Source organism: Caballeronia sp. Sq4a (assembly GCF_023170545.1).
Lineage (GTDB): Bacteria > Pseudomonadota > Gammaproteobacteria > Burkholderiales > Burkholderiaceae > Caballeronia.
In genome coordinates this window covers 92,569-119,254 of the sequence record NZ_CP084250.1, presented here as the reverse complement: position 1 = coordinate 119,254, position 26,686 = coordinate 92,569, and the positions used below count along the sequence as shown (strand labels likewise).

Genomic DNA, 26,686 nt, shown 5'->3' with positions numbered 1-26,686 from the left:
CGACATGAACCACTTCCCCAAGCTGCTTTCGTCGCAAATCGGCTTCGATGTCGCGCAGACGCTGCTCGAAGGGTTCGATCGCCATTACCGCGTGTTTCGCGATGCCGCCATCGAAGCGAAGCCGCTCTTCGAACGCGGCGACTGGCATGCGCTGGCGCGGCTGGCTCGCGAGCGCATTGCGTCGTATGACGATCGCGTGGCGGAATGCGTGGCGCGTCTCGAAGACGAATACGACGCCGAGCATATCGACGACGACGTCTGGCAGCAAATCAAGCTGCATTACATCGGCCTGTTGACGACGCATCGGCAGCCGGAATGCGCGGAGACGTTTTTTAATTCGGTGTGCTGCAAGATTCTGCATCGCTCGTACTTCAACAACGATTTCATCTTCGTGCGCCCGGCGATCTCGACCGAATACATCGAGAACGACGAGCCCGCCGCGAAGCCGACGTATCGCGCGTATTACCCGGACACCGACGGCCTCGCCGCGACGCTCGAACGTATCGTCACGAACTTTCAGCTCGAGCCGCCGTTCGAAGATTTGACGCGCGATGTGCAGTGCGTGATGCAATCCTTGCGCAATGCATTCGGCGATTTCGCGCCCGCGCCGAACTTCCAGATTCACGTGCTTTCGTCGCTGTTCTTCCGCAACAAGGCTGCGTATATCATCGGGCGCATCATTCATGGCGATTCGTTGCTGCCGTTCGCCATCGCCATTCGCCATACGCAGCGTGGGCTGCTCGCGCTCGATACGGTGCTGACCGAGCGCCAGCAACTGCTCATCATCTTCAGCTTCGCGCACTCGTATTTTCTGGTCGATATGGAAGTGCCGTCCGCGTACGTTCACTTCCTGCGCACCATCATGCCGGCGAAGCCGAACGCGGAAATCTATACGTCGCTGGGCCTGCAAAAGCAGGGCAAGAATCTGTTCTACCGCGACTTGCTGCATCATCTGAAGCATTCGAGCGATCAGTTCATCATCGCGCCGGGCATCAAGGGACTCGTGATGATCGTGTTCACGCTGCCGTCGTTTCCGTATGTGTTCAAGCTCATCAAGGACGCCTTCCCGCCGCCGAAGGAAACCACGCGCGAGAAGATTCAGGACAAGTACCAGCTCGTGAAACGGCACGACCGGCTGGGACGCATGGCCGATACGCTCGAATATTCGAGCGTCGCGCTGCCGCTTGCGCGCCTCGATCACGCGCTTATCCGCGAACTGGAGAAAGAAGCGCCATCGATGATCGAATACGAAGGCGACAAGCTCGTGATCCGCCATGTGTATATCGAACGGCGCATGGTGCCGCTCAATCTGTTCCTGAAGAACGGCCACGCCGACGACATCGACCACGGCATTCGCGAATACGGCGACGCCATCAAACAGTTGATGCAGGCCAACATCTTTCCCGGCGACATGCTGTACAAGAACTTCGGCGTCACGCGGCACGGACGCGTGGTGTTCTACGATTACGACGAGATCGAGTACCTCACGGACTGCAACGTGCGCCGCGTGCCGCCGCCGCGCACCGAGGAAGACGAGTTGTCCGGCGAGCCGTGGTATAGCGTCGGGCCGCACGATATCTTTCCCGAGACGTACGGCACCTTCCTGCTCGGCGATCCGCGCGTGCGCGAAGCGTTCATGCGGCATCACGCGGATCTCTTCGACCCTGCGCTGTGGCAGCGTCACAAGGAGCAACTGCTGCAAGGCGAAATCGCCGATTTCTTTCCCTATGACCCTGCCGTCCGGTTCTGCGTCCGTTATCCGGAGCGATTCCAGAAGGCACCGGCGCGCGCTGCATAACGCGCGCCCTTGAAACACGAACACGAACATGACTGACCGCACCAACGAAGCCCATCCTCTCGTTCATCTGTTCGAGAACAACCAGAACTGGGTCACGCGCAAGCTCGCGGAAGACGCCGAGTTCTTCGAGCGGCTCGCGCATCAACAAGCGCCGGAGTATCTGTGGATCGGCTGCTCGGACTCGCGCGTGCCCGCGAACCAGATCATCGGCTTGCCGCCGGGCGAGGTGTTCGTGCATCGGAACATCGCGAACGTGGTCGTGCATTCGGACCTCAACTGCCTCTCGGTGATCCAGTTCGCCGTCGACATGCTGAAGGTCAAGCACATCATGGTCGTCGGTCATTACGGCTGCTCGGGCGTGGGCGCGGCGCTCGTCGGGCGGCGCGTGGGTCTCGCGGACAACTGGCTGCGCCATGTCGAGGACGTGCGCGAGAAGCACGCCGCGTTGCTCGACGAATGGCCGATGGGCGAAGCGCGGCATCGCAGGCTCGTGGAACTGAACACCATCGAGCAGACGCTCAACGTATGCCGCACCACGGTGGTCAACGACGCCTGGTCGCGTGGACAAGCGCTCACCGTGCATGGCTGGACCTACGGCGTTCACGACGGCCGTCTGCGCAATCTCGGCATGATGATCAGCGCGCAGGAGAAAGTGGATTCGACGTATCAATCGTGCCTCGCCGCGTTGAAACGCGACGGCGCACATGCAGCGGAAAACGACGTGATCGCGTCCGACGCGGCGCGTCTCGGCGATGTTCCCTCTGTCATTCAGGGCGTCATTCAGGAGCTAAAACATGAGTGAGACACAAGAGAATCCCGTAGTCATCGTTTCGGCCGCGCGCACGCCGATGGCCGCGTTTCAGGGCGATTTCGCCGCGTTGACGGCGCCGCAACTGGGCGCGGCCGCCATTCGCGCGGCGGTGGAACGCGCGGGGCTTAGCCCCGAGCAGATCGACGAAGCGATCATGGGCTGCGTGCTTCCGGCAGGACAAGGTCAGGCGCCCGCGCGACAGGCGGCGCTCGGCGCGGGCCTGCCGCTCTCGACCGGTTGCACGACCATCAACAAGATGTGCGGCTCCGGCATGCGCGCCGCGATGTTCGCGCACGACATGCTGCTCGCCGGCTCGGCGGATGTGATGGTCGCGGGCGGCATGGAGAGCATGACGAACGCGCCGTATCTGCTGCCGAAGGCGCGCGGCGGCATGCGCATGGGACACGGACAAGTGCTCGATCACATGTTCCTCGACGGCCTCGAAGACGCGTACGAAAAAGGCCGCCTGATGGGCACGTTCGCGGAGCAGTGCGCGTCGTCGTATGAATTCTCGCGCGAATCGCAGGATGCGTTCGCGGTGGAATCGCTGCGCCGCGCGCAACGCGCGAACGAGGACGGTTCGTTCGCGTGGGAGATCGCGCCGGTTACGGTGGCGGGCAGGAAGGGCGATATCGTCATCGAGCGCGACGAGCAGCCGTTCAAGGCGAACATCGAGAAGATTCCGTCGCTGAAGCCGGCGTTCGCGAAGGACGGCACCGTGACGGCGGCGAATTCGTCGTCGATATCGGATGGCGCGGCCGCGCTCGTGATGATGCGCGAATCGACCGCGAAGCGCCTCGGCGCGACGCCGATTGCGCGCGTCGTCGGACACAGCACGTTCGCGCAGCAGCCGGCGCTCTTCACGACCGCGCCGGTCGGCGCAATCCGCAAGCTCTTCGAGAAGAACGGCTGGCGCGCGAACGATGTCGATCTGTACGAGATCAACGAAGCCTTCGCCGTCGTCACGATGGCCGCGATGCGCGAGCACGACCTGCCGCACGACAAGGTCAACGTGAACGGCGGCGCATGCGCGCTCGGGCATCCGATCGGCGCGTCGGGCGCGCGTATTCTCGTGACGTTGATCGGCGCATTGCGCGCGCGCGGCGGCAAGCGCGGCGTGGCGACGCTGTGCATCGGCGGCGGCGAAGCGACGGCAATGGGTATCGAACTCGTTTGAGACAGACAACAAAGGACGACTGATGAAAACCGCTCTGATTCTCGGCGCGTCTCGCGGCATCGGCCACGAATTCGTGCGTCAATATGCGCGCGACGGCTGGCGCGTGCTCGCCACCGCCCGCGACAAAGCCGCCCTTTCCGCGCTCGATGCGCTCGGCGCGCAGACCTTTTCGCTCGACGTCACGCAGCCGGAGCAGATCGCCGCGCTCGCGTGGCAGCTCGACGAGGAGCGGCTCGATGTGGCGATCATCGTGTCCGGCGTCTACGGCCCGCGCACCGAAGGCGTCGAGACCATCAGCGCCGAAGACTTCGATCACGTCATGCATACTAACGTGCGCGGCCCGATGCAACTGATGCCCGTGCTGCTGCCGCTCGTCGATGCCGCGCACGGCGTGCTCGCCGTCGTGTCGAGCAAGATGGGCAGCATTAGCGAGGCGAGCGGCACGACCGGCTGGCTGTATCGCGCCAGCAAGGCGGCGCTCAACTCGGCGCTGAAGGTGGCGTCGGTGCAGTCGCGTCATTCGGCGTGCCTCGCGCTGCATCCCGGCTGGGTGCGCACGGAAATGGGCGGGCCCTCCGCGGCCATCGACGTGGCGCGCAGCGTCACCGGCATGCGCGCCGTCATTGCAGAAGCGCACGCGCTGCGCGACGAGTACAACGGCCGCTTCATTCAGTACGACGGCACGCGGCTCGACTGGTGAGCCGCGCCATGACAAGGAGAATCGGGGAATGACTTATCACGTGCACGGCGTGTCGGCGTCCGGCAACTGCTACAAGGTGCGGCTCGCGCTCGAACAACTGAACTTGCCCTATGTCTGGCACGAAGTTGACATGATGCACGGCGCGACGCGCACCGACGCCTTCCGCAAGCTGAACCCGAACGGCAAGGTGCCCGTGCTCGTCATAGACGAAACGACGACGCTCTCTGAATCCGACGCCATTCTCTGCTATCTCGCCGAAGGCTCCGCGCTGCTTCCCGACGATCGCCTCGAACGCGCGCAAGTGCTGCAATGGATGTTCTTCGAGCAGTACAGCCACGAGCCGTATGTCGCGGTGGCGCGCTTCATCCGCGAGTTTCTGAAGCAGCCGGACGATCCGCGTCTGCCCGAGAAGACCGCCGGTTCGTATCGCGCGCTCGACGTGATGGAGCAGCATCTCGCGTCGCGCACGTTCTTTGTCGGCGAGCGCTACACGGTGGCCGACATCGCGCTGTACGCCTACACGCACGTGGCCGACGAAGCGGGGCTCGATCTGTCGCGCTATCCGGCCATTCGCGCGTGGCTGGATCGCGTGCGCAATCAGCCTGGCCATGTCGAGATGCCGGGAGTCGATGCATGACGCCGGTCGACTGTCCGTGCGGCGGCGCAGCGCCGTCGCGGCGCCCGGACGCGCGCGCGCCGCGCTATGCGGACTGCTGCGGCCGCTTCATCGAAGGCGGCGCGTTTCCGGCAAACGCGATGGAACTCATGCGCTCGCGCTACACCGCCTATGTGCTCGGCGACACCGCCTATCTGCGCGCGACATGGGACGCGAAGACCTGTCCGCCCGACCTCGACGCTTCCGGCGACGGCACGCGCTGGCTTGGCTTGCAGATCAAACGGCACGCGGTTATCGACGCCAATCACGAAGAAGTCGAATTCGTCGCGCGATACAAAGTCGGCGGGCGCGCGCATCGGCTGCACGAAGCGAGCCGTTTCACGCGCAATGCCGAAAGCCACTGGATTTATATCGACGGCGACATCATCGAAAAGTAAATCGTCGCTTAAAAACAAGACGGTATTAATTTCCTGAACTTCTCCTTTCAGATTAAGCTGTTACGGGGTTTCCTTTATTGTGCAGTGCAATTTTGAACGGGTAATCTGTGTTTGCGTCAGGGCGCTGTCATTCTCGCGCCCGGCCAAATGCGGTCACCCGTTTTTTCCAGTTTGAAGCCATTTGTCATGCCTTTTCGAGGCATGACTCCAACGCCCGGCATTCCACACTGCTCATTGTCAGCAGCGCGGCCAGCTTGTGACTTCAACCGGCGATTCGGGGTCCGCGTCATATCAACACATTGATTCGAGTGCGGTCGGAGTTCACGGATGGCGATCAGAACCTGGTTGGTCGGATGCAGCATGGCATGCTCGCTCGCGGCGTCGTTGGTCGCGTCCGTCGTGCACGCCGAACCGATCGGCGGCATCCGCCAATCCGAAGGGCTCGCGGCGCCCGTCTTCAGCCAGATTCCGGATGCGCTCGACGCGCGGCTGCCGGTCGTCGCGAATGGCCTGAACGAAACGGTCATCGAGGTGCCGGAAGACGACATCGCGCTCGAAACCACTGTCTTTAAACCGGACGGCGCGGGCCCGTTCCCGATGATCGTCTTCAATCACGGCAAGCTTCCCGGCGATTCGCACGCCCAGCCGCGCAACCGGCCGGTCGCGCTCGCGCGTGAGTTCGTGCGTCACGGCTATGTCGTCGTCGTGCCGAACCGCCGCGGCTTCGCGGGCTCCGGCGGCGACTATGCGGGCCACGGCTGCAATGTCGAAGCCAACGGTTTCGCGCAGGCGCGCGACGTCGCCGCCACCGTCGAGTACATGAGCGCGCAGCCTTACGTCGACAAGACGCATATCGTCGTCGCGGGCACGTCGCACGGCGGGCTGACGACCATCGCCTACGGCGCGCGCGATGCGCTCGCCGCGCCGGGCGTGCGCGGTCTCATCAATTTCTCGGGCGGCTTGCGGCAGGACGAATGCGCGGGCTGGCAGAAGAATCTCGTCGATGCCTTCGGCGCGTATGGCGAGAATGTCCGCCTGCCGTCGCTGTGGCTGTACGGCGATAACGATTCGGTCTGGCCGGGCGATCTCGCGTCGCAGATGTACACGGCGTTCGTCTCGCACGGCGCGCGGTCGAACATGGTCGACTTCGGCACCTACAAGAACGACGCGCACCGGCTCGTCGGCGATCGCGACGGCGTGCAGATCTGGTGGCCGCGCGTGAAGGCGTTCCTCGCGCAAGTCGGCATGCCGACCTCCGTGCAGTATCAGGTCGCCGAGCCGCACGCGCCGAACGCCACGGATTTCGCGAGCCTCGACGCCGTGCAGTCGGTTCCGTTCGTCGATGAAGCCGGCCGCGCCGGGTATCGCAATTTCCTGAGCCAGTATTCGAGCCGCGCGTTCGCCGTGTCCGACTCGGGCGCGTGGTCGTGGGCCGAAGGCGGCGACGATCCGATGGCCGTGGCCATTGCCGGCTGCCAGAAGCAGAGCAGCGATCCGTGCCGCCTCTACGCGGTCGATAACGCGGTGGTCTGGAAGAACAACAGCGCGGACACGCAGACGGCCTCGCGCTGAACGCGCAGTTCACGCTTCCAACGACGCCGGCCGCTGCGCCGGCGTTTTTGCATCTTGAGGCGGCTATCCTACGATTAGCCGTCGCGTTCGGCGAAGTTGCGTGCGAAAGCGCGTTTTCGCACGTCGCATGCGCGCGGCTGCATCGTCCAAATGGTGGGCGAAAAGCGAAGGCCGCGCGCATTTTCGGGATAATTGGAGCGCGCGAAACTCTCGCGCAGTTTCCTCGAAAAGCGCAGGCCGCCGCGCCTGCCCGATGTGCCGGCTCGCGTTCGCGCGGGCCTGGGAGCCGTTTTGAACACAGAAGCCAATCAAGACTGGGTCGCGCGTTCGCTCGCCGCCGTGTGGCACCCGTGTACCCAGATGAAGCATCACGAGCGCATGCCGCTCGTGCCGATCGCACGCGGCAAGGGCGCGTGGCTCTACGATCCGGCGGGCAACCGCTATCTCGACGCCATCAGTTCGTGGTGGGTCAATCTCTTCGGCCACGCGAATCCCGATATCAACCGCGCGCTCAAGGATCAGCTCGACACGCTCGAACACGCGATGCTCGCGGGCTGCACGCACGCGAGCGCCGTCGAACTGGCGGAGCGTCTTTCGGCGCTCACGCAGAAGACGCTCGGCCACGCGTTCTTCGCCTCCGATGGCGCTTCGGCGGTAGAAATCGCGCTGAAGATGAGCTTTCACGTCTGGCGCAATCGCGGCCAGAGCGAGAAGCGCGAGTTCGCGTGTCTCGCGAACAGCTATCACGGCGAGACCATCGGCGCGCTCGGCGTGACGGATGTCGCGCTGTTCAAGGACGCGTACGATCCGCTGATTCGCCACGCGCATGTGGTCGCATCGCCGGCGTCGGCGGGCGTGGATGCGGCGATCGACGCGATGCGCGCGCTCTTCGCCGAACGCGCGGCGCGTCTCGCCGCCGTGATCGTCGAGCCGCTCGTGCAGTGCGCGGCCGGCATGGCGATGTACGACGCGTCGTATCTCACGCGCCTGCGCGCGCTCTGCGACGAGTTCGGCGTGCATCTGATCGCCGATGAGATCGCGGTCGGCTGCGGGCGCACCGGCACCTTCTTCGCGTGCGAGCAGGCGGGCGTGTGGCCGGATTTCGTGTGCCTGTCTAAGGGCATCAGCGGCGGCTATCTGCCGCTTTCGCTCGTGCTCACGCGCGACGAAATCTACGCCGCCTTCTACGACGACGACATCACGCGCGGCTTTCTGCATTCGCATTCGTACACGGGCAATCCGCTCGCGTGCCGCGCGGCGCTTGCAACGCTCGATCTCTTCGAAAGCGCGAACGTGCTCGCCGAAAACCGACGCAAGTCGGCGTTGCTGCGCGAAGCATTGCAGCCGCTCGCGAAGCACGCGCGCACGCGCAACTTCCGTGAGCGCGGCACGATCTTCGCGTTCGACGTCGATACAGAAGATGCCGCGTTCTCGCGCCGCTTCTTTGCCAACGCGTTGCAGCGCGAACTGCTGATGCGTCCCATCGGCAAGACGGTGTACATGATGCCGCCGTACATCCTCTCGGACGACGAACTCGCGCTGCTCGCGCGGCGCACGCTCGATACGCTCGACGCCACGCTCGCGGAGTGCGCCGCATGAACGACACCACGCAGGCGCTCTACGAGACGCTGAATCAGGGTCTCGCTGATATCGACGCGCGCGGCTTGCGCCGCCGTCGCAGGATCATCGACGGCGCGAATTCCGCGCATATGACCGTCGATGGCCGCGCGATGATCGGCTTCGCGAGCAACGACTATCTCGGCCTCGCGGCGCACGAAGCGATCCGCGCGGCGCTCGCCGAAGGCGCTGCGCTTTACGGCGCGGGTAGCGGCGGTTCGCATCTGCTGGGCGGCCATTCGCGGGCTCATGCCCAACTCGAAGACCATCTGGCCGCGTTCTCGGGCGGCTTCGTCGACGATCCTCGCGCGCTCTACTTCAGCACCGGCTACATGGCAAATCTCGCCGTGCTCACGACGCTGGCCGGGCGCGGCACGCTCGTGTTTTCCGACGCGCTGAATCACGCTTCGCTGATCGACGGCGTGCGGCTTTCCCGCGCGCAGACGCAGATTTATCCGCATGCGGACCTCGCCGCGCTCGACGCCATGCTGGATGCCTCGCGCGACGAGACCGCGACGAAACTCATCGTCACCGACACGGTCTTCAGCATGGACGGCGATATCGCGCCGCTCGCGGGTCTCGTCGAACTGGCGGAGAAGTACGGCGCGTGGCTCGTCGTCGACGATGCGCACGGCTTCGGCGTGCTCGGCCCGCAAGGTCGCGGCGCGCTCGCGCACTTCGCGCTGCGCTCGCCGCATCTCGTCTATGTCGGCACGCTCGGCAAGGCGGCGGGCGTCGCGGGCGCGTTCGTCGCGGCGCACGCCACGGTCGTCGAATGGCTCGTGCAGCGCGCGCGTCCGTATATCTTCACGACGGCCGCGCCGCCTGCGGTCGCGCATGCGGTATCGGCGAGCATCGCGCTCATTGCGGGCGATGAAGGCGACGCGCGACGCGCGCATCTCGCTACGCTCATCGACACCACGCGCGCCATGCTCAAGCGCACGCGCTGGCTTCCGGTGGATTCGCAAACGGCGGTGCAGCCGCTCGTGATCGGCGGCAACGACGAGACGCTCGCCATCGCCGCCGCGCTCGACGCACAGGGCCTTTGGGTGCCCGCCATTCGACCGCCGACGGTTCCGTCCGGCACGTCGCGCCTGCGCATTTCGCTTTCCGCCGCGCATAGTCGCGAAGACCTCGACCGTCTCGGCCACGCTTTGAATACGCTTTGAACACGCTATGACCGCTTTATCACTTTTCGTCGCCGGCACCGATACGGAGATCGGCAAGACCTTCGTCTCCTGCGCGCTGCTTCACGGCTTCGCTCGCACGGGCCTTCGCGCCGCCGCGATGAAGCCGATCGCGTCGGGCGCCGTCATGCGCGACGGCATGCTGCACAACGAAGACGCCGATCAACTGGACGCCGCCGCGAGCGTCGCGCTGCCGCCCGACATGCGCACGCCGTTCATGATGCGCGAGCCGATCGCGCCGCATATCGCGGCGGCGCGCGAAGGCATCGCGCTGGATATCGGGCGCATCGTGGATGCGCACCGCGAGGCTTCGACGCGCGCGGATATCGTCGTGGTGGAAGGCGTCGGCGGCTTTCGCGTGCCGCTCGACGAGACGCACGACACCGCCGATCTCGCCGTCGCGCTGAATGTGCCGGTGGTGCTCGTCGTCGGCATGCGGCTCGGCTGCATCAGCCATGCGCTCTTGACCGCCGAAGCGATTGCTGCGCGCGGGCTGACGCTCGCGGGCTGGGTGGCCAATCGCGTCGATCCGACTATGCTGTATCCCGACGAAAACATCGCCACGCTCAAGCAACGCATTGCCGCGCCGCTTCTGGGCGTGATTCCGCATCTCACGTCGCGCGATGCGGCGCGCGCCGCCGATCATCTCGACGTGCCCGCGCTGCTCGACACGCTTCATCTCAAGGACTGAACTCACATGACGCAGACTCTCACTGCCGGCACGGCTCAACACGCCCAAGCACACACGCCGACGCAAGCGCCCGCGCGCTGGCGCGTCGCCGATGTCGTCGCGCTCTACGAACTGCCGTTCAACGATTTGCTGTATCGCGCGCAGACCGTGCATCGCGAGCACTTCGATCCGAACGCCGTGCAGCTTTCCACGCTGTTGTCGATCAAGACGGGCGGCTGCGAGGAAGACTGCGCGTACTGCCCGCAGTCCGTGCATCACGACACGGGCGTGAAGGCCGACAAGCTGATGGAAGTCGATGCCGTGCTGAAGGCCGCCGAAACCGCGAAGGCCAACGGCGCGACGCGCTTTTGCATGGGCGCGGCGTGGCGCAATCCGAAGGACCGTCATCTGGAGCCGATCAAGGAAATGATTCGCGGCGTGAAGGCGATGGGCTTGGAGACGTGCGTGACGCTCGGCATGCTGGAGTCGCATCAGGCGCAGGCGCTGCGCGATGCGGGCCTCGATTACTACAACCACAACCTCGACACGTCGCCGGAGTTCTACGGCCAGATCATCTCGACGCGCACGTATCAGGACCGCCTCGATACGCTGGAGCATGTGCGCGATGCGGGCATCAACGTGTGTTGCGGCGGGATCGTGGGCATGGGCGAATCGCGTCGCGAGCGCGCGGGTCTGATTTCGCAGCTCGCGAACATGGAGCCGTATCCGGAGTCGGTGCCGATCAACAATCTCGTGCAGGTGGCGGGCACGCCGCTGACCGGCACCGAGGCGCTCGATCCGTTCGAGTTCGTGCGCACGATCGCGGTGGCGCGCATCACGATGCCGAAGGCGATGGTGCGTCTGTCGGCTGGCCGCGAGCAGATGAACGAGGCGTTGCAGGCGCTTTGCTTCGCGGCGGGCGCGAATTCGATCTTCTACGGCGATCAACTGTTGACGACGAGTAATCCGCAGGCGGAAGCGGACCGGAAGCTCATCGAGCGGCTGGGAATGCGGGCGGAAGCGGCGCACGAAACGGCGGCGCGGCACTGCGGGGATTGAGCGTTAAGCGCGGGGCTTGCGTCGGTGCTCGCGAGCCCCGCGGGGGTTTTATTTTTTGTCGGCGACGATCTGATCAAACGTCCCGCCGTCCGCAAAATGCGTCTGCTGCGCCTTCTGCCAGCTTCCAAAAACCTGCTCCACCGTAAACGTCTTCAGCGGCTTGAACTCGCTCGCATGCTTTGCGAGCACGTCCGCGTTACGCGGCCGCAGATGATGCTGCGCGATGATCTCCTGCGCCTGCGGCGTGTACAGGAAGTCGAGATACGCCTGTGCCTCCTTGCGCGTGCCCCGCTTGTCCACCACCTTATCGACGATCGAAACCGGCGGCTCCGCGAGCAAGCTCGACGACGGATACACGGCGTCGAAATCCTTCGCGCCCGCGCCCGCTTCTATCAGCCCCACTTCGTTTTCGAACGTCACGAGCACATCGCCGATGCCGCGCTGCGTGAACGTCGTCGTCGCGCCGCGTCCGCCCGTGTCGAGCACCGGCACGTTCGCGAAGATCGCCTTCTCGAAGTCCTGCGCCTGCGCGTCGGTCGCGCCCTGCTGCTTCTTGTAGCCCCACGCCGCGAGATACGTGTAGCGTCCGTTACCCGATGTCTTCGGATTGGCGATGACCGCCTGCACGCCGGGCCGCGCCAGATCGCTCCAGTCCTTGATGTGCTTCGGATTGCCGTGGCGCACGAGGAACACCATCGTGGTGGTGTACGGCGCGCTCCCGTTCGGCAGGCGCGTGCGCCAGTTGGCCGGCACAAGCTGAGCGCGCTCGGCGAGCAGGTCGATGTCGTTCGGCTGGTTCATCGTCACCACGTCCGCCTGCAAGCCCTGCATCACCGACAACGCCTGCGCGCTCGACGCGCCATGCGACTGCCTCACCGATACGGTCTCGCCGGTGCGCTTTTTGTAGTCCGCGACGAAGGCCGCGTCGATGTCCTTGTATAGCTCGCGCGTCACGTCGTAGGAGACGTTGAGCAGCGTGGTGTCCGCGTGCGCGACGCCCGTCGCCATCATCAATGTCGCGAGCGCGATTTGCCTGAATGCCGCCATGATTTCCCCGTAATCAGAAAGCGAAAGGCCGCTCGAAGGCGGCCATGTATGTTATCGGATGCGCTTAAGCAGCATCAGCCATACGCATGTTCACGCTGCAATCGCTCGCGCTCGGCGTTCGCCTCGGGCGGCGCGTAATGCGCGAGCGTATCGACGAGATACTTCGCGTGCGGCCACGGACCGAAGCCCGCCGCCGTGTTGATGTGCCCGGCATCGCCGAAATTCACGAACGCGCTGCCCAGATGCTGCGCGAGATTGCGCGCCCGGTCGATCGGCATCCACGGGTCCGTCTCGCTGCCGACCACGATCGACGGCACGGCAAGTCGCTGTGGCTCGAACCGGCCCGCGAGCCGGAACTTGTCGGGGCTTGCCGGCGCGACCAGCAACACGCCGGTCACCCGCGAGAGTGCGCGGCTACGCGCACGCCTGAACGCATGCGCGACCGCCAGACAGCCGAAGCTGTGCGCGGCGAGCACGGCGGGCCGCTGCAACGCGTCGAGCCGCGCTTCGACGGCGCTTGCCCACTCGTCGAGATGCGGCGCGTCCCAGTCGGCCTGCTCGACGCGCGATGCTTCCATGTATTGCCGCTCCAGCCAGCTCTGCCAGTGCGCGCCTTCGCTGCCGTGCAGTCCGGGCACGGTCACGAGCACAGGCCGCCGCAAGGGTTCGTCGTTCATGTTCATGCGTGCCTCGGCTGCATTCGGTTCAGGCTTCATTCTCGCGTGATGCAGCGCGGCCGCGAACGATTCAATCGTCATTTGGTTATTCGCAGCCGCACGCCGAGCGCGCCGTCACCGTAAAATGTCCCGAATCGCCGCATCGTCGCCACAGGGAGGCCGTATGTCCGATCTACCCGATGAATCCGCCGGCCGCTTCGAGCACGCGGACCATTCGAGGACGCAACGCACGCTGCAGCCGTTCCATCTCGCCTTTCCCGTCACCAGTCTAGAGAACGCCCGCGCGTTCTACGGCGAGTTGCTCGGCTGTCCCGAAGGACGCAGTTCGCCCGAGTGGGTGGATTTCGATTTCTTCGGGCATCAACTGGTCGCGCACCTTTCGCCCGACGAGGCACGCCCCGCCGCGAAGAACGCCGTCGATGGCGACGCCGTGCCGGTGCGCCACTTCGGCGTCGTGCTCTCGATGAGCGACTGGCACGCGCTCGCCGAGCGTCTGAAGGGCGTGGGGACGAAGTTCATCATCGAGCCGCATATCCGCTTCAAAGGCGAAGTCGGCGAGCAGGCCACGATGTTCTTCCTCGATCCGTGCGGCAACGCGCTCGAATTCAAGGCGTTCAACGACATCGGCCAGTTGTTCGCCAAGTGAGCCGCATGAAGATCATCTTCTACGAGCAACACACGGACACGGACGCCTGGCTGCGCGACTTCGCGCGCGAACTGCCGGAAGCGGACGTGCGCGTCTGGCAACCGGGCGACACCGCGCACGCCGACTATGCGGTCGTGTGGCGCGCGCCGCGCGAGCTCTTCGCCGATCGTCCGGATCTGAAGGCCGTGTTCAATCTCGGCGCGGGCGTCGATGCCATTCTGGACGTCGAGCGCAAGGAGCCGGGCACGCTGCCGCCCAACGCCATGCTCGTGCGTCTGGAAGACACCGGCATGGCGCAGCAGATGGTCGAATACGCGACCTATGCCGTGCTGCGCTTCATGCGCCGCTTCGACGAATACGACGCGCTGCAACGCGAAGGCCGCTGGCAGAAACTGCCGCAGCATGCGCGCAAGACCTTCACGGTCGGCGTGCTGGGCTTGGGCGTGCTCGGCGCTGAAGTGGCGCGTGCGCTGGTCGGTCTGGGCGTGCCGGTGCGCGGCTACAGCCGCACGCCGAAGGTCATCGCTGGCGTCGAAGTTTTCGCCGGCCCCCAGCGATTCGATGCCTTTCTCGACGGCGCGAAGGTGCTCATCAACCTGCTGCCGCATACGCCGGATACCGAAGGCATCCTGAATGCTCGCGCGTTCGGCAAGCTCGCGCGCGGCGCGTATCTGGTGAACGTGGCGCGCGGTCCGCATGTCGTCGACGCCGACTTGCTCGCCGCGCTCGACAGCGGGCAGTTGTCCCGCGCGATGCTCGACGTGTTCCATGCCGAGCCGCTGCCCGCCGATCATCCGTTCTGGCGGCATCCGCGCGTCAGCATCACGCCGCACATCTCGGCGGAGACGTTGCGCGAGGAAAGCGTCGTGCAGATCGCCGCGAAGATTCGGGCGCTCGCGCGTGGCGAAGCGATCAGCGGCATCGTGGATTTCGAGCGCGGTTACTGAATCGCGCGAGGGCTTATAACGGAGACAGCCATGCTTCCCACCAAAGTGAAAATCGTCGAAGTCGGACCGCGCGACGGTCTGCAGAACGAGAAGGAATTCGTCTCGACGGAAACAAAGGTCGAGCTCGTGAACCGGCTCGCGCGCGCGGGCGTCGTGAATGTCGAGGCGACGTCGTTCGTATCCGCGAAGTGGGTGCCGCAAATGGCCGACGCCGCCGGCGTCATGGCCCGCATCGAGCGCCGGCCGGGCACCATCTACTCCGTGCTCACGCCGAACATGCGCGGCTTCGAGGGCGCGCTCGAAGCGAAGGCCGACGAAGTCGTCATCTTCGGCGCGGCGAGCGAGGCGTTCTCGCAGAAGAACATCAATTGCAGCATCGCGGAGAGCATCGCGCGTTTCGAGCCGGTCGCGAAAGCCGCGAAGGAAGCCGGCATGCGGCTGCGCGCGAGCATTTCGTGCGCGCTCGGCTGTCCGTATCAGGGCGAAGTGAGCGTGGCGTCCGTCGTGGATGTGGTCGAGCGGATGAAGGCGCTCGGCTGCGACGAGATCGATATCGCCGATACCATCGGCGTCGCCACGCCGAAGCGCACGCGTGAAGTGGTCGCGGCGGCATCGAAGGTGTTTCCGCGCGAGCGTCTGTCGGGCCACTTTCACGATACGTACGGCCAGGCCATCGGCAACATCTATGCGGCGCTGCTCGAAGGCATCGAGATTTTTCATGCGTCGGTGGCGGGGCTCGGCGGCTGTCCGTACGCGAAGGGCGCGACGGGTAATGTGGCGACCGAAGACGTCGTGTATCTGATGAACGGGCTCGGCATCGAGACCGGCGTGAATCTCGATGAACTCGTCGAGATCGGCGATTTCATTTCGCGCGCAATCGGCAAGCCGAGCGCCTCGCGCGCCGGCCGCGCGTTGCTGGCGAAGAAAAAGAGCGGCGAAGTCTGCGTCTAAGCGTGTCACGAAGAGAAACTCCATGATCGAACCGACTCCTATCGAAGCCCTGCCCGACTCCGCGCGCCGCGTCGCGTTGCTGTTGCAGGAGCGCGGTCATCCGCATCCGGTCGTGATGCTGCCCGAGACCGGCAAGACATCGGCGGAAGCGGCGGCCGGGCTCGACTGCTCGATCGCGCAGATCGCCAAGTCGATTCTTTTTCGCCGCCGCGAAGACGATGCGCCCGTGCTCGTGATCGCGAGCGGCGCGAATCGCGTGGACGAAGCGAAAGTCGCGGCGCGCGTCGGCGCACTCGCCCGCGCGGACGCCAAGTTCGTGCGCGAAAAGACCGGCTACGCGATCGGCGGCGTGTGCCCGATCGGGCATGCGGTCGAGCCGGTCACGTTGATCGACGAAGACCTGCTCGCGCTCGACAGCCTGTGGGCCGCGGCCGGGCATCCGCATGCGGTCTTCAACCTGTCGCCGCAAGAGTTGATCGATCTGACGGGCGCGCCGGTCGCCGATGTCGCGCTGCGCGAGACGGCGGCGCAATGAACGGCGTGCCGTCGCCGTGCGTCGACGTCTGCCGCATGAATGCGCAAACGGGCTTTTGCGATGGCTGCTTTCGCACCATCGACGAGATCGCCGAATGGAGCGCGTATGACGACGCCGCGAAACGCGGCGTGCTCGCGCGCATCCCGAGCCGCAGGCAAGGCGCGCGCGTCGTGATGCTGGGCGAATCGTTCGAGGCGACGCTCGCGCTGCCGGCCGATTCCATCCGCGAATTCGCGGCGCTCGTCAACGATACGAACCCGCTGCATCACGACGAAGCCTATGCGCGCGCGAGCCGCTTCGGCGCGCTGATCGCGTCCGGCACGCAGCCGACCGCGCATCTCATGGCGATGATCGCCGACCACTTCGCGCGATATGCGCAGCCGCTCGGCCTCGAATTCGGCATCAAGTTGACGCGCGCCGTGAAAGCCGGCGACGTGCTCACCATGCGCTGGCAAGTCATTGAAGCGAAGTGGAAAGCGAGCCTCGGCGGCGACCTGACGAAGCTCGAAGGCGGCGCCCGCAATCAACTCGGCGAAACCGTGATGAAGGCGACGGCGACCATCGTCGTCATGCCGAAGGAGACCGCGCCTTGAACGCGCTACCCGACTCCATGACCGTTTTCGAGCGCGGCTGGCTCTCGTCGAACAATGTGCTGTTCGTCGGCGACGAAGGCGCGGCGCTCGTCGATACCGGCTACGTTTCGCATGCGCCGCAAACGTTAGCGCTCGTCAGGCAAAAGCTCGGTCCGCGCCGCCAGCTCGATCTGATCGTGAATACGCATCTGCATTCGGACCATTGCGGCGGCAACGCGCTGCTTCAGCAAACGTATGCGTGCGACACGCTGATCCCCGCGAGCGAAGCCGACGCCGTGCGCGAATGGGACGAGCACGCGCTCAGTTTCAACGCCACCGGCCAGCGGTGCGACCGCTTCGGCTTCACGGGCACCATTGCGACGGGCGGGACGCTCATGCTCGGCGGACTCGCATGGTCCGTGCTCGGCGCGCCGGGACATGACCCACACTCGCTGATGCTCTACTGCGCCGAGGCGCGCGTGCTCATCAGCGCCGACGCGCTGTGGGAGAACGGCTTCGGCGTGATCTTTCCGGAGCTCGAAGGCGCAAGCGGTTTCGCCGAAGAACGCGCGGTGCTCGATCTCATCGCGCGGCTCGACGTCGGTCTCGTGATTCCCGGCCACGGCGCGCCGTTCACGGACGTGGCGCGCGCGCTCGATGTCGCCTCGTCGCGGCTCGACTACTTGCAGGCCGATCCCGCCCGCAACGCGAAGAACGCGCTGAAGGTGCTGATCGTCTTCAAGCTGATGGAAGTGCGCGCGATGAGCTTCGACGCGCTCTTTGCGACCACCGCAACGGCGCGCGCCATGCGCGCCGCCGCGAATGCGCTTGCCGCGCCCGGCGAGCGCCGCGCGTTGCTGGAGAGAATCGTCGGGGAACTCGCGCAGGCGGGCGCGGTGAAGGTGAACGCGGGCGTGGTGGCCGTCGCGTGATAAATGCGCGGGCAAAAAGAAAGCCGCTTGTCAGCTACGGCAAGCGGCGAACATAGACGTGATCAACGTCGAGTCGATCGTAACCCGACGATATACCCCGTGCATCGGTGCTTTCCCTACAGATGGTTGACGCTCGCTCGTCATGCGTCTGTGTCGAAGAACGCGAGCATCTCGTCGATCAACGCATCCGGCTGCTCCTCGGGAATGTAATGCCCGCACGGCAGCGCGCGGCCGCTCACGTCGCGGGCCACGCGCCGCCATTCGGCGAGCGCGTCGAAGCATCGCTCGATCACGCCCTTCGCTCCCCACAGCACGCGCAGCGGACACGCGATCTTCAGCCCGCGCTCGCGATCGGCGCGATCGTGTTCCAGGTCGATGCTCGCGGACGCGCGATAGTCCTCGCACATCGCGTAGACCGCGCCCGGCTGCGCGAGCGCATCGCGGTACGCCTGCAACGCATGCGGCGCAAATGGCGCGAGGCCCGCGTGGCGATTGCCCATCACGCGGTCGATATACGCGTTCGGATTGCCGCCGATCAGCAGTTCCGGCAGCGGCGACGGCTGAATCAGCAGGAACCAGTGGAAATACGCGGTCGCGAACTCGCGGTCGGTTGCTTCGTACATCGCGAGCGTCGGCGCGATGTCGAGCAGCATCAGGCGATCGACGGCATCGGGAAAGTCCATCGCCATGCGATGCGCGACGCGCGCGCCGCGATCGTGCGCGCACACGAGAAAGCGCTCGTAGCCGAAGTGCCGCATGACGGCGACCTGATCGGCGGCCATCGCGCGCTTGGAATACGGCGTGTGCTGCTCGTCGCTCTCGGGTTTCGCCGACGCGCCGTAGCCGCGCAGATCCGTCGCGATCACCGTGAAGTGGCGCGCGAGAACGTCGGCGCATTTGTGCCAGATCTCGTGCGTCTGCGGATGGCCGTGCAGGAGCAGAAGCGGCGGACCGTTGCCGCCCTTCACACCCGCGATCGCGACGCCCGCGGCGTCGACGCTAAACGGCTCGTAAGCTGCGAATGACATGGTGCGTTCTTGTTGTCGCGGTGCAGGTCATTGTAGGCGTGGCGCTTGGAATGCTCACTCGACGAACGCCCGAATGGCCTGAAAACCGAGGATTCACTCGGATTTGCCCCGATCCACAGCAAGCTCGCGCTGCCTATAATCGAACGATCGTTCCTATTCGTCGCTTCGAGGCATGCTTAGGCTAGCGTCGAACGAGATGACACATCAGGAGACTCGTCCCATGGCCCTTCCCGCCGTCCTGCAGAATCTCGCGCTTCCCGTCATCGGCTCGCCGATGTTCATCGTCAGTTACCCTGAACTCGTGCTCGCGCAATGCAAGGCGGGTATCGTCGGCTCCTTTCCCGCGTTGAACGCGCGGCCGGCCGAACTACTCGACGAATGGCTCACGCAAATTCAGGCGTCGCTCGCCGAGCACAAGGCGGCGAATCCGGATGCGGTGGTCGGACCGATCGCGGTGAATCAGATCGTGCATCAGTCCAACGCGCGGCTGGAGCATGACGTGCGCGTGTGCGTCGAGCACAAGGTGCCGATCTTCATCACGAGCCTGCGGGCGCCGGTCAAAGAGATGATCGACGCGGTGCATTCGTATGGCGGCATCGTGCTGCATGACGTCATCAATCTGCGGCACGCGCAAAAGGCGCTGGACGCGGGCGTCGACGGGCTGATTCTCGTGGCGGCCGGCGCGGGCGGGCACGCGGGCACCACGTCGCCGTTCGCGCTCGTCGGCGAAGTGCGGCGCATTTTCGATGGACCCATCGTGCTGTCGGGATCGATCGCGAATGGCGGCTCGATTCTCGCCGCGCAGGCGATGGGCGCGGACCTCGCTTACATGGGCACGCGCTTCATAGCGACGCGCGAGGCGCATGCGCTCGACAGCTACAAGCAGGCGATCGTCGATTCGACCGCGGCGGACATCATCTACACGAATCTCTTCACGGGCGTGCACGGCAACTACATTCGCCGGAGCATCCTGAACGCGGGGCTGGACCCGGACGCGCTGCCCGAATCCGACAAGACCGCGATGAATTTTGGCGACGGCACTTCCACCAAGGCGAAGGCGTGGAAGGACATCTGGGGCGCGGGTCAGGGCGTCGGTCTGATGCACGACACGCCGAGCGTCGCCGAACTGGTCGCGCGGCTGAAAGAGGAGTACGACGAGGCGAAAAGGCGGCTGGCGATTCGCTGATCCGCCGCTTTTGGCGTTTGCAAAAGAACACCGCGCACTCGGCGCGGTGTTTTCGTTTGCGGCTCGGCGCTTTGCTTAGAACTTCGCGCGGATGCCGACGCCGAACGTGTCGCCCGAGGACATGCCGGTGTACTTGTCGTTCAGGTACGCGGCATAGACGTCAGTGCGCTTCGAGAGCGGATAGTCGTAGCCGACTGCCCAGCTCTTGTGCGTCTGATCGAGACCGCCGTTGCTGCGCGAGTACGCGTACGACGCCATCACCGTGCCGGGGCCGACCGGCACCGTCACGCCGCCCTGCCCCGTGTTGACATGGAACGAGGTCGGTTCGATGTCGTTCTTCGTGTACATGTACTGCGCGAAGAACTTCACGTACTTCATGTCGAACGACGCGCCCAGTTGCCCGACGCTCTGGCTCTTGAAGCCGGGAATCGTGAAGGCATTGGACGTCGGCAGATCGCCCGGCGTGTTGTTGAAGTTCACGTACTGATAGACGCCGGTCGCCGCGAACGGGCCGTGGAAGTACAGGAACTGCGCGCTGTACTTCTTCGAGCGGTTGTCGCCGGCGCTGTTGCCGAACGCATACATCGCGCTGCCCGAGAGGCCGTTGAAGTCAGGCGTCGTGTACTGCACGGCGTTGTTCCAGCCGGAGTCGCCCGTCACGCCCTGATCCGTCGTGTAGGTCGGGAACGTGCCCTGGCCGAGGAAGACGTGAGCGACCATTGGCGAGAACACGTACGAGTCGACGAACGGGTTGAACAGAATCGTCGAGACGAAGAGTTGCGTGGTCAGGCGGCCAGCGGTGAACGTACCGATCGGACCTTGAATGCCGACATACGAGTTACGGGCGAAGAACGTGTCGCCGTCGAAGCGGCCGTAGCGACCGTTCTGCGCACGGAAGAAGCTCTCGAGCGTGAAGATCGCCTTGTAGCCGTTGCCGAGATCTTCGGCGCCTTTCATGCCCCAGTACGACGTCGACATGCCGCCGCCGCTGACGTTCCACGCGCGCTGGCCGCCGGGAAACTTGGTGGCGCCGACCCATTCGTCGACCTGGCCGTACAGCGACACGCTGGATTGCGCGTGAGCAGCGCCCGCGGCGAAAAAGCCGATCATCGCTGCGACTGCGGTGGCCCTGACCGCCGCTTTCAGCGTGTTGCGCGGCGCACGGTTGACGGTTGGCATCTTGAACTCTCCTGTCTTTGTCGAAAATTAAAAGCGTGGCGGGCGAGGAACCTGGGGCTCACCTCGTCTGACCGGCGTAATGGGCTTCTGACGAGAGGCATCGCGTGTGGAGCGGCACCATCTTTACGGACCATTTCTCCGGTCAAAAATGTTTATCGTTATTGCGGGTATAGCGTTTCGAGTACTCCGTCATGCGAGCGTCGATCGCGACGCTCATGCTTTTCGCACGCCGCCCGCATCGCACGGCTGCGAACCACGCGATGCGACCCACCGTAAAGCAGGCGCGGCGCGCCTTCCGACGCGATGAAAGGAGTTTCGAAACAAAGGGAAGCGCGCAATGAGCCGAAGGCCGCATTGTCCTTGCGCGGAAAAAAGAGGGGAACGTCTGACAGGAAAAGTGACGCCTTATTGTGGCGAGATTACGTCACCGTGACATGCGGGCTGGACGCGCAATTGTTTTTCGTTGACCAGGACGAAACAAGACGAAGCATCGGGCCGCGCGATGGAGAGACGCGCGTTGGCGAGCGGGCCGCTCAGTTGCGGAAGTTCGACGCGGCAGGCGCGCGGCCGTCGTCCGACGGGCGGCCCTGCGGACGGGGCACGTTGCGTTCTTCGTTATAGCGGGTGATGTCCGCGCGGATGGAGCCGGTGCCGTGGAACGGCGCGGCCTGCTCGCCGCGCGGCGTCGGGCGCATCTCGGCGCTCACAGGCGTCAGTCCTTCCTTGGCGGCGATCGGCGTGGCATGCAAAGACTGGCGGCTCGCAGGCGAATCCTCGAACACGGCCGACGACAGCCATTCGACACGCGGCCCCGCGAGCGCGAGCGATCCTGCCGCCGCGAGCCCAATCAGCGCGGTGGAAGCGAGAAACCGAGTCGTCTTGCGAAAGCCTGTGGGCGCCATGTCAGAACTGCCTGCATCCAGCACGAGTATTCATCCGTTCGAGCGCAGCCATAGCCGCTTACGGAGGCGCGAGCCGTCGTCGATGTCTGCACACCACTATCGACGCGAACGATGAGCGTATCGCCCGACCAGCGCATCCAATAATTTATTAACCTTCGCGCGAGCCGTCGAGCCAAAAAGTGTTAGGCCCGCGCGATGGTTGTAACACCATGTTACCTCAGAGTTTTTTCGCTTCGCCGTCCTTATTTGCGGGCAGATTCATAGGACGATAGCGCCGTCTTCTACGACGGAGGGCGGCCTGAAAGTTGCTGCGGTTCGCCACGGCTCCGCCCGGTTTCATGCGAAAGCGGAATCAATCGATCGAAGAAATGAATTTGCCAATTCAATCGACCGCAAGCGAAAATCATGGTTTTCCCTGACGCGACGCTGGCCGGGCCAACGGTCCGGCGCGCCCGAGTGCGAGACTTCCTAGATGGCACGGCCCAAACTCCTTCCTGACAACTTCACGCTGGCGCTGATCGGCACCGTCATCGTCGCCAGCTTGCTGCCGTGCCGCGGCAGTGCGGCGGTCGCGTTCAACTGGATCACCGACATCGCCATCGGGCTGCTGTTCTTCCTGCACGGCGCGAAGCTCTCCCGCGAGGCGATCGTCGCCGGGGCGACGCACTGGCGTCTGCACTTGCTCGTGCTGCTCAGTACCTTCGTGATGTTCCCGCTGCTGGCCGTCGTGCTCAAGCCTGTGCTGAGTCCGCTCGTCACGCCTGCGCTCTATACCGGCATCCTGTTTCTCTGCACGTTGCCGTCCACGGTGCAGTCCTCCATCGCATTCACTTCGATGGCGAAAGGCAACGTGCCGGCCGCCGTGTGCAGCGCGTCGGCCTCCAGCCTGCTCGGCATTTTCATCACGCCCGCGCTCGTCGGCCTGCTCGTCAGCAATCACGGCGCGACCACCGGCTCGCCGTGGCACACCGTCGGCAATATCGTGCTGCAACTGCTCGTACCGTTCATTGCCGGGCAATTGCTGCGTCCGGCCATCGGCAAATGGGTGGACCGTCACAAGCCGGTGCTGAAGTTCGTCGACCAAGGCTCGATTCTGCTGGTCGTCTACGTCGCTTTCAGCGAAGCGGTGAACGAAGGCATCTGGCATTCGATTCCTGTCTCGGCGCTGGCGGGCCTGCTCGTCGTGAACATCGTCCTGCTCGCGGCCGCGCTCTTCATCACCGCGTTCAGCGCAAAGCGGCTCGGCTTCAGCCGCGCGGACCAGATCACCATCATCTTCTGCGGCTCGAAGAAGAGTCTGGCGTCCGGCATTCCGATGGCAAAGGTCATCTTCGCCTCCCACGCCGTGGGCGCGGTGGTACTGCCGTTGATGCTCTTCCACCAGATCCAGCTGATGGTCTGCGCCGTACTCGCGCAGCGTTGGGGCTCGCGCAGGACTGCCGCCGAGCCCGTGCGCGAAGGCAAAACCGTCGGAGCGCCCGCCCGCCGTTGACCGCTGCATCGTCTTTCTCCGCTTCGAAAAGGCCGCCCCGTGCGGCCTTTTTGTCATTTGAGCCGATGCGTGCTTCGACGTCGACTCGGCCGAACGGCATAGGCAAAACAACCTGATCGTTGGCAGCATCACGCGACAGTCGAATGCCCGAAGTCCGGCGCTTTTGCCTATGCCATTCGGCCGAGTGTTAATCGGGTACATGACTTGCCACACTGCGGTCATAACTCGCATAAGCGAGCACGGGGAAAGCCATGAACAGCACATCACTTATCCATGAACTTCTGCTGCAAGGAGCCGGTTATCGCGTCGATCCGGCATTGCGAGATGTTGCGCGTCGTCGGGCTCGGTCCGCGCGTCGCATGCCGCGGCTGCGGTGAAGCTGCGCGCGAATGGATAGGGAGAGCATTGCATGGCCGCGCTCAAGACTCGCGTTTCGCCGTCGCAGCACAACGAGCCCTCCGCTCGAGGCACGCCGGAAGCCACATGGCAGAGTTGGGGACGGCTCGGCGCATTGCCGGAAGTGCATCCGAGCGATCTCGTGCCGCCCGGCGCCCGCGCGGTCGTCGTTGCGCCGCATCCTGACGCGGAGGTTCTGGGAACGGGCGGATTGCTCGCGCAGCTATCGGAGACCAGCAGGCACCTTTTGATCGTCGCGGTCACGGACGGTACCGCAAGCCACCCGAACTCCACCGAATGGACGCCGGAGCGCCTCGCCGCCGTTCGCCCGATGGAAACGCGCGAGGCGTTGCAGCGGCTGCATCTGCGAAACGTGCAGGTAGCGAGGCTCGGCCTCCAGCATGGCAGCGCGCAGAACATGGAGCCGGGTTTGTCGGGTTATCTCGCCAGCCACTTGCAACCGGACGACATCGTCTTCGCGACGTGGCGTCACGACGGCCATCCGGATCACGAGGCGGTGGGACGTGCCGCGTTCTCGGCCGCCACGGCGCTCGGCTTGCCATTCGTGGAAGTGCCCCTTTGCACCTGGGACTGGGCGTCGCCCGACGATACCCGCGTACCGTGGAGCCGCGCCCGCAAGATCGTGCTCGACGAAGCAACGCTTGCGCGGAAGCTGCGAGCGGTGCAGGCTTTCCGCAGCCAACTGGAGCCGGATACGGCGACAGGACAGGCCGCAGTGTTACCGGAACATGTGCTTGCGCGGCTGACGCGGCCTTATGAGGTCGTGCTGATTTGAGCGGCACGCGACGGTGCGGAGTTGCGCGAGTCGGGAATCTTGAGCTAACGCGACGGATCAGGGCACGCAGGCAGCGCCGTTTTCGACGGCAAGCTCGAGATCGCGTCTTTCGCTCGATCCGGGCGTGGTCAGCGGTCAATGCTGACCTGCGAGCGAGCTTTACGCAGCCCGCTCGGACCGAATGCGGCGCCGACGCAGGCGACGGTTTCGCCGGCACTGTGCCTGCGGCTTGCGGGAGCCGTGAACTCCTATTGATCTGACGCGCGCGACGCGTCCGCGAACAACGCAGGCACGTCCGGATGCCGCGACAAGTCCGCTGTTGCGTCCGTTCGTTCGTACAGCCAAGGCATGACGGCGACTAATGCGCTCACAAGTTGAGTCCGACACGACGCGCGCCACGATGCTGTCTCGCCGTCGGACCGGACATCATGAGCGAACGCGCAGCGCAGAGCACGTCATTGCTGCCGCGTTCAAGGAGCCCTGCAGGCTGACGCGGGCGGCGCGCGACGGTACCGACCGGCAAGCGCACCGCACGCCGCGTCACGCGGCCCGACGACCAAACACGCTCGCCCTTTTACTAAACAACCCCTTCAACCCCCGATCGCCTGCCCCGCAAGCCTTAGTGGTTTTCTCTAAGCGCTCCCGCACGCGTCGCGGGGACACTTTTACTATACAATCCGCCCCCACAAGCGCCGCATATGCCGCGCGCTCTCGCCTCATCCTAGAGAACAACACGATGGCCACTACCATCCGCGATGTCGCACGCGCGGCGAGCGTCTCCATCGGGACGGTTTCGCGTGCGCTCAAGAACCAGCCGGGATTATCGGAGGCTACCCGCGTGCGCGTCGTCGAGGTCGCGCAACGTCTCGGCTACGATTCGGCGCAGTTGCGCACGCGCATCCGTCGCGTGACCTTTCTGCTGCATCGGCAGCACAACAATTTCGCCGTCAGCCCGTTCTTCTCGCAAGTGCTGCACGGCTTCGAGGAAGCGTGCCGCGAGCGTCGTCTCGTGCCGTCCGTGCTCACCGCCGGACCGACGCAAGACCTCGCGCAACAAATGCGGCTGCACGCGCCGGACGCCATCGCGGTCGCGGGCTTCGTCGAACCGGAACTGCTCGCGCATCTCCAGTCGCTGGCGCGTCCCATCGTGCTCATCGACTTGCGCGCGCCCGGCTTTCGTTCAGTCGACATCGACAACGCGAAGGGCGCGGCGCTTGCCATGCAGCATCTGTTCGCGCTCGGACGGCGGCGCGTCGCGTTCATCGGCGGGTCGCTCGCGCATCACAGTATCGCGCAGCGCGCGCTCGGCTATCGCAAGGCGTACTTCGACGCGGGCCTGCTCTTCGATCCGACGCTGGAAATCACCGCGCAGGCCGGCGTGCCCGCCGATGTCGCCGCGGCCGACGCGATGGAGCGCCTGATCGCCGAGACGCGCGCGAAATCGAGTCCGCTGCCCGACGCGGTTTTCGCCTATAACGATGCAGCGGCCCTCGCGGCCATGCGCGTCTGTCTCGCGCGGGGCTTGCGCGTGCCGGACGACATCGCGTTCGTCGGCTTCGACGACATTCCCGCCGCCGCTCACAGCGCGCCGCCGCTCTCGACGGTCGCCGTGGACAAGGAAGCGCTCGGGCGGCGAGGCGTCGAGTTGCTGCTCGACGATCACTCGACCTCGCCGGATCAGGCCGACTCGCTGATGAGCGTGGAATTCATCGCCCGCGCGAGTTCGGGCGCGAAAGAGGAGCACCGCACGCCATGA

26 protein-coding genes are annotated in these 26,686 nt (G+C 64.9%); 21 read left to right on the top strand and 5 right to left on the bottom strand.

Annotated features, from left to right (window positions below):
- The first annotated feature begins 4 nt into the window (after positions 1 to 4).
- The 11 genes from aceK (at position 5) to bioB (ending at position 11,644) form a co-directional block, all read left to right on the top strand.
- Positions 5 to 1,798, top strand: a complete 1,794-nt coding sequence (aceK, locus tag LDZ24_RS00525; RefSeq protein WP_248320911.1) for a bifunctional isocitrate dehydrogenase kinase/phosphatase — start codon at positions 5 to 7, stop codon at positions 1,796 to 1,798.
- A gap of 28 nt (positions 1,799 to 1,826) precedes the next feature.
- On the top strand, positions 1,827 to 2,600 hold the full coding sequence (gene can, locus LDZ24_RS00520; protein ID WP_248320910.1) for a carbonate dehydratase: 774 nt from the start codon (positions 1,827 to 1,829) through the stop codon (positions 2,598 to 2,600).
- On the top strand, positions 2,593 to 3,786 hold the full coding sequence (locus LDZ24_RS00515) for an acetyl-CoA C-acetyltransferase (protein ID WP_248320909.1): 1,194 nt from the start codon (positions 2,593 to 2,595) through the stop codon (positions 3,784 to 3,786). The genes can and LDZ24_RS00515 overlap by 8 nt, the downstream gene beginning before the upstream one ends.
- 22 nt (positions 3,787 to 3,808) lie before the next feature.
- The gene (locus LDZ24_RS00510) at positions 3,809 to 4,486 is read left to right on the top strand and encodes an SDR family oxidoreductase (RefSeq protein WP_248320908.1); all 678 of its coding nucleotides are present in this window, start codon (positions 3,809 to 3,811) and stop codon (positions 4,484 to 4,486) included.
- A 28-nt stretch (positions 4,487 to 4,514) separates the two neighbouring features.
- Positions 4,515 to 5,123, top strand: a complete 609-nt coding sequence (locus LDZ24_RS00505) for a glutathione S-transferase family protein (RefSeq protein WP_248320907.1) — start codon at positions 4,515 to 4,517, stop codon at positions 5,121 to 5,123.
- Complete coding sequence (locus LDZ24_RS00500) at positions 5,120 to 5,539, top strand: YchJ family protein (protein WP_248320905.1); 420 nt, start codon at positions 5,120 to 5,122, stop codon at positions 5,537 to 5,539. Before LDZ24_RS00505 ends, LDZ24_RS00500 begins: the two co-directional genes overlap by 4 nt.
- Positions 5,540 to 5,866: 327 nt before the next feature.
- Complete coding sequence (locus LDZ24_RS00495) at positions 5,867 to 7,111, top strand: dienelactone hydrolase family protein (protein ID WP_248320904.1); 1,245 nt, start codon at positions 5,867 to 5,869, stop codon at positions 7,109 to 7,111.
- A 291-nt stretch (positions 7,112 to 7,402) separates the two neighbouring features.
- A complete protein-coding gene (locus LDZ24_RS00490) occupies positions 7,403 to 8,710 on the top strand; it encodes an adenosylmethionine--8-amino-7-oxononanoate transaminase (protein ID WP_248320903.1) in 1,308 nt (435 codons plus the stop codon).
- Complete coding sequence (gene bioF, locus LDZ24_RS00485; RefSeq protein ID WP_248320902.1) at positions 8,707 to 9,897, top strand: 8-amino-7-oxononanoate synthase; 1,191 nt, start codon at positions 8,707 to 8,709, stop codon at positions 9,895 to 9,897. Before LDZ24_RS00490 ends, bioF begins: the two co-directional genes overlap by 4 nt.
- A 7-nt stretch (positions 9,898 to 9,904) precedes the next feature.
- On the top strand, positions 9,905 to 10,606 hold the full coding sequence (gene bioD, locus LDZ24_RS00480; protein WP_248320901.1) for a dethiobiotin synthase: 702 nt from the start codon (positions 9,905 to 9,907) through the stop codon (positions 10,604 to 10,606).
- Between the two features lie 6 nt (positions 10,607 to 10,612).
- The gene (gene bioB / locus LDZ24_RS00475; RefSeq protein ID WP_248320900.1) at positions 10,613 to 11,644 is read left to right on the top strand and encodes a biotin synthase BioB; all 1,032 of its coding nucleotides are present in this window, start codon (positions 10,613 to 10,615) and stop codon (positions 11,642 to 11,644) included.
- 48 nt (positions 11,645 to 11,692) lie between these two features.
- On the opposite strand, the gene LDZ24_RS00470 is transcribed toward bioB, so the two are convergent.
- Together LDZ24_RS00470 and LDZ24_RS00465 are read right to left on the bottom strand one after the other, a co-directional pair.
- On the bottom strand, positions 11,693 to 12,691 hold the full coding sequence (locus LDZ24_RS00470; RefSeq protein ID WP_175938987.1) for a sulfate ABC transporter substrate-binding protein: 999 nt from the start codon (positions 12,689 to 12,691) through the stop codon (positions 11,693 to 11,695).
- A gap of 74 nt (positions 12,692 to 12,765) precedes the next feature.
- Positions 12,766 to 13,374 (bottom strand): alpha/beta hydrolase, encoded by a 609-nt coding sequence (locus tag LDZ24_RS00465; protein ID WP_248322374.1) that lies wholly within the window; start codon positions 13,372 to 13,374, stop codon positions 12,766 to 12,768.
- 157 nt (positions 13,375 to 13,531) lie between these two features.
- Between LDZ24_RS00465 and LDZ24_RS00460 the strand changes: the two genes are divergently transcribed.
- From LDZ24_RS00460 to LDZ24_RS00435, 6 genes are read left to right on the top strand one after another with little or no spacing between them, the layout of a single operon-like run.
- Positions 13,532 to 14,014 carry a VOC family protein gene (locus LDZ24_RS00460; RefSeq protein WP_206467350.1) on the top strand — a complete coding sequence of 161 codons (483 nt, stop codon included), beginning with the start codon at positions 13,532 to 13,534 and terminating at the stop codon, positions 14,012 to 14,014.
- Positions 14,015 to 14,019: 5 nt separating this feature from the next.
- On the top strand, positions 14,020 to 14,961 hold the full coding sequence (locus LDZ24_RS00455) for a glyoxylate/hydroxypyruvate reductase A (protein ID WP_248320899.1): 942 nt from the start codon (positions 14,020 to 14,022) through the stop codon (positions 14,959 to 14,961).
- 30 nt (positions 14,962 to 14,991) lie between these two features.
- On the top strand, positions 14,992 to 15,912 hold the full coding sequence (locus tag LDZ24_RS00450; RefSeq protein ID WP_248320898.1) for a hydroxymethylglutaryl-CoA lyase: 921 nt from the start codon (positions 14,992 to 14,994) through the stop codon (positions 15,910 to 15,912).
- A 22-nt stretch (positions 15,913 to 15,934) separates the two neighbouring features.
- Entirely contained in the window at positions 15,935 to 16,447 is a 513-nt protein-coding gene (locus tag LDZ24_RS00445) for a YbaK/EbsC family protein (protein WP_175938982.1), read from the top strand.
- A gap of 35 nt (positions 16,448 to 16,482) precedes the next feature.
- Positions 16,483 to 17,040, top strand: a complete 558-nt coding sequence (locus LDZ24_RS00440) for a DUF1289 domain-containing protein (RefSeq protein ID WP_248322373.1) — start codon at positions 16,483 to 16,485, stop codon at positions 17,038 to 17,040.
- Positions 17,037 to 17,951 carry an MBL fold metallo-hydrolase gene (locus LDZ24_RS00435; protein WP_248320897.1) on the top strand — a complete coding sequence of 305 codons (915 nt, stop codon included), beginning with the start codon at positions 17,037 to 17,039 and terminating at the stop codon, positions 17,949 to 17,951. Before LDZ24_RS00440 ends, LDZ24_RS00435 begins: the two co-directional genes overlap by 4 nt.
- Before the next feature lie 140 nt (positions 17,952 to 18,091).
- Here LDZ24_RS00435 and LDZ24_RS00430 read toward each other — a convergent pair whose 3' ends face one another.
- Complete coding sequence (locus LDZ24_RS00430; protein ID WP_248320896.1) at positions 18,092 to 18,979, bottom strand: alpha/beta fold hydrolase; 888 nt, start codon at positions 18,977 to 18,979, stop codon at positions 18,092 to 18,094.
- 220 nt (positions 18,980 to 19,199) lie between these two features.
- On the opposite strand from LDZ24_RS00430, the gene LDZ24_RS00425 reads away from it, so the two are divergent.
- On the top strand, positions 19,200 to 20,165 hold the full coding sequence (locus tag LDZ24_RS00425) for a nitronate monooxygenase family protein (protein ID WP_248320895.1): 966 nt from the start codon (positions 19,200 to 19,202) through the stop codon (positions 20,163 to 20,165).
- Between the two features lie 75 nt (positions 20,166 to 20,240).
- Here LDZ24_RS00425 and LDZ24_RS00420 read toward each other — a convergent pair whose 3' ends face one another.
- Together LDZ24_RS00420 and LDZ24_RS00415 are read right to left on the bottom strand one after the other, a co-directional pair.
- Positions 20,241 to 21,344 carry a porin gene (locus tag LDZ24_RS00420; RefSeq protein WP_206467342.1) on the bottom strand — a complete coding sequence of 368 codons (1,104 nt, stop codon included), beginning with the start codon at positions 21,342 to 21,344 and terminating at the stop codon, positions 20,241 to 20,243.
- Positions 21,345 to 21,877: 533 nt separating this feature from the next.
- A complete protein-coding gene (locus tag LDZ24_RS00415) occupies positions 21,878 to 22,246 on the bottom strand; it encodes a hypothetical protein (protein WP_248320894.1) in 369 nt (122 codons plus the stop codon).
- Positions 22,247 to 22,718: 472 nt separating this feature from the next.
- Here LDZ24_RS00415 and LDZ24_RS00410 point away from each other — a divergent pair, with 472 nt between their 5' ends.
- The 3 genes from LDZ24_RS00410 (at position 22,719) to LDZ24_RS00400 (ending at position 26,686) form a co-directional block, all read left to right on the top strand.
- Complete coding sequence (locus LDZ24_RS00410) at positions 22,719 to 23,738, top strand: bile acid:sodium symporter family protein (protein ID WP_248320892.1); 1,020 nt, start codon at positions 22,719 to 22,721, stop codon at positions 23,736 to 23,738.
- Between the two features lie 409 nt (positions 23,739 to 24,147).
- A complete protein-coding gene (locus LDZ24_RS00405; RefSeq protein ID WP_248320891.1) occupies positions 24,148 to 24,930 on the top strand; it encodes a PIG-L deacetylase family protein in 783 nt (260 codons plus the stop codon).
- A gap of 736 nt (positions 24,931 to 25,666) precedes the next feature.
- Positions 25,667 to 26,686 (top strand): LacI family DNA-binding transcriptional regulator, encoded by a 1,020-nt coding sequence (locus LDZ24_RS00400; RefSeq protein WP_248320890.1) that lies wholly within the window; start codon positions 25,667 to 25,669, stop codon positions 26,684 to 26,686.

Bases quoted from the DNA above. Each gene is read 5' to 3' on its own strand.
- LDZ24_RS00415 (WP_248320894.1), bottom strand. From the start codon at position 22,246: ATGGCGCCCACAGGCTTTCGCAAGACGACTCGGTTTCTCGCTTCCACC.
- can (WP_248320910.1), top strand. From the start codon at position 1,827: ATGACTGACCGCACCAACGAAGCCCATCCTCTCGTTCATCTGTTCGAG.
- LDZ24_RS00410 (WP_248320892.1), top strand. From the start codon at position 22,719: ATGGCACGGCCCAAACTCCTTCCTGACAACTTCACGCTGGCGCTGATC.
- LDZ24_RS00440 (WP_248322373.1), top strand. From the start codon at position 16,483: ATGAATGCGCAAACGGGCTTTTGCGATGGCTGCTTTCGCACCATCGAC.
- LDZ24_RS00500 (WP_248320905.1), top strand. From the start codon at position 5,120: ATGACGCCGGTCGACTGTCCGTGCGGCGGCGCAGCGCCGTCGCGGCGC.
- bioF (WP_248320902.1), top strand. From the start codon at position 8,707: ATGAACGACACCACGCAGGCGCTCTACGAGACGCTGAATCAGGGTCTC.
- LDZ24_RS00505 (WP_248320907.1), top strand. From the start codon at position 4,515: ATGACTTATCACGTGCACGGCGTGTCGGCGTCCGGCAACTGCTACAAG.
- LDZ24_RS00425 (WP_248320895.1), top strand. From the start codon at position 19,200: ATGGCCCTTCCCGCCGTCCTGCAGAATCTCGCGCTTCCCGTCATCGGC.
- LDZ24_RS00445 (WP_175938982.1), top strand. From the start codon at position 15,935: ATGATCGAACCGACTCCTATCGAAGCCCTGCCCGACTCCGCGCGCCGC.
- LDZ24_RS00460 (WP_206467350.1), top strand. From the start codon at position 13,532: ATGTCCGATCTACCCGATGAATCCGCCGGCCGCTTCGAGCACGCGGAC.
- LDZ24_RS00495 (WP_248320904.1), top strand. From the start codon at position 5,867: ATGGCGATCAGAACCTGGTTGGTCGGATGCAGCATGGCATGCTCGCTC.
- bioB (WP_248320900.1), top strand. From the start codon at position 10,613: ATGACGCAGACTCTCACTGCCGGCACGGCTCAACACGCCCAAGCACAC.
- LDZ24_RS00450 (WP_248320898.1), top strand. From the start codon at position 14,992: ATGCTTCCCACCAAAGTGAAAATCGTCGAAGTCGGACCGCGCGACGGT.
- LDZ24_RS00455 (WP_248320899.1), top strand. From the start codon at position 14,020: ATGAAGATCATCTTCTACGAGCAACACACGGACACGGACGCCTGGCTG.
- LDZ24_RS00430 (WP_248320896.1), bottom strand. From the start codon at position 18,979: ATGTCATTCGCAGCTTACGAGCCGTTTAGCGTCGACGCCGCGGGCGTC.
- aceK (WP_248320911.1), top strand. From the start codon at position 5: ATGAACCACTTCCCCAAGCTGCTTTCGTCGCAAATCGGCTTCGATGTC.
- LDZ24_RS00420 (WP_206467342.1), bottom strand. From the start codon at position 21,344: ATGCCAACCGTCAACCGTGCGCCGCGCAACACGCTGAAAGCGGCGGTC.
- LDZ24_RS00400 (WP_248320890.1), top strand. From the start codon at position 25,667: ATGGCCACTACCATCCGCGATGTCGCACGCGCGGCGAGCGTCTCCATC.
- LDZ24_RS00510 (WP_248320908.1), top strand. From the start codon at position 3,809: ATGAAAACCGCTCTGATTCTCGGCGCGTCTCGCGGCATCGGCCACGAA.
- LDZ24_RS00515 (WP_248320909.1), top strand. From the start codon at position 2,593: ATGAGTGAGACACAAGAGAATCCCGTAGTCATCGTTTCGGCCGCGCGC.
- LDZ24_RS00470 (WP_175938987.1), bottom strand. From the start codon at position 12,691: ATGGCGGCATTCAGGCAAATCGCGCTCGCGACATTGATGATGGCGACG.
- LDZ24_RS00405 (WP_248320891.1), top strand. From the start codon at position 24,148: ATGGCCGCGCTCAAGACTCGCGTTTCGCCGTCGCAGCACAACGAGCCC.
- bioD (WP_248320901.1), top strand. From the start codon at position 9,905: ATGACCGCTTTATCACTTTTCGTCGCCGGCACCGATACGGAGATCGGC.
- LDZ24_RS00465 (WP_248322374.1), bottom strand. From the start codon at position 13,374: ATGAACATGAACGACGAACCCTTGCGGCGGCCTGTGCTCGTGACCGTG.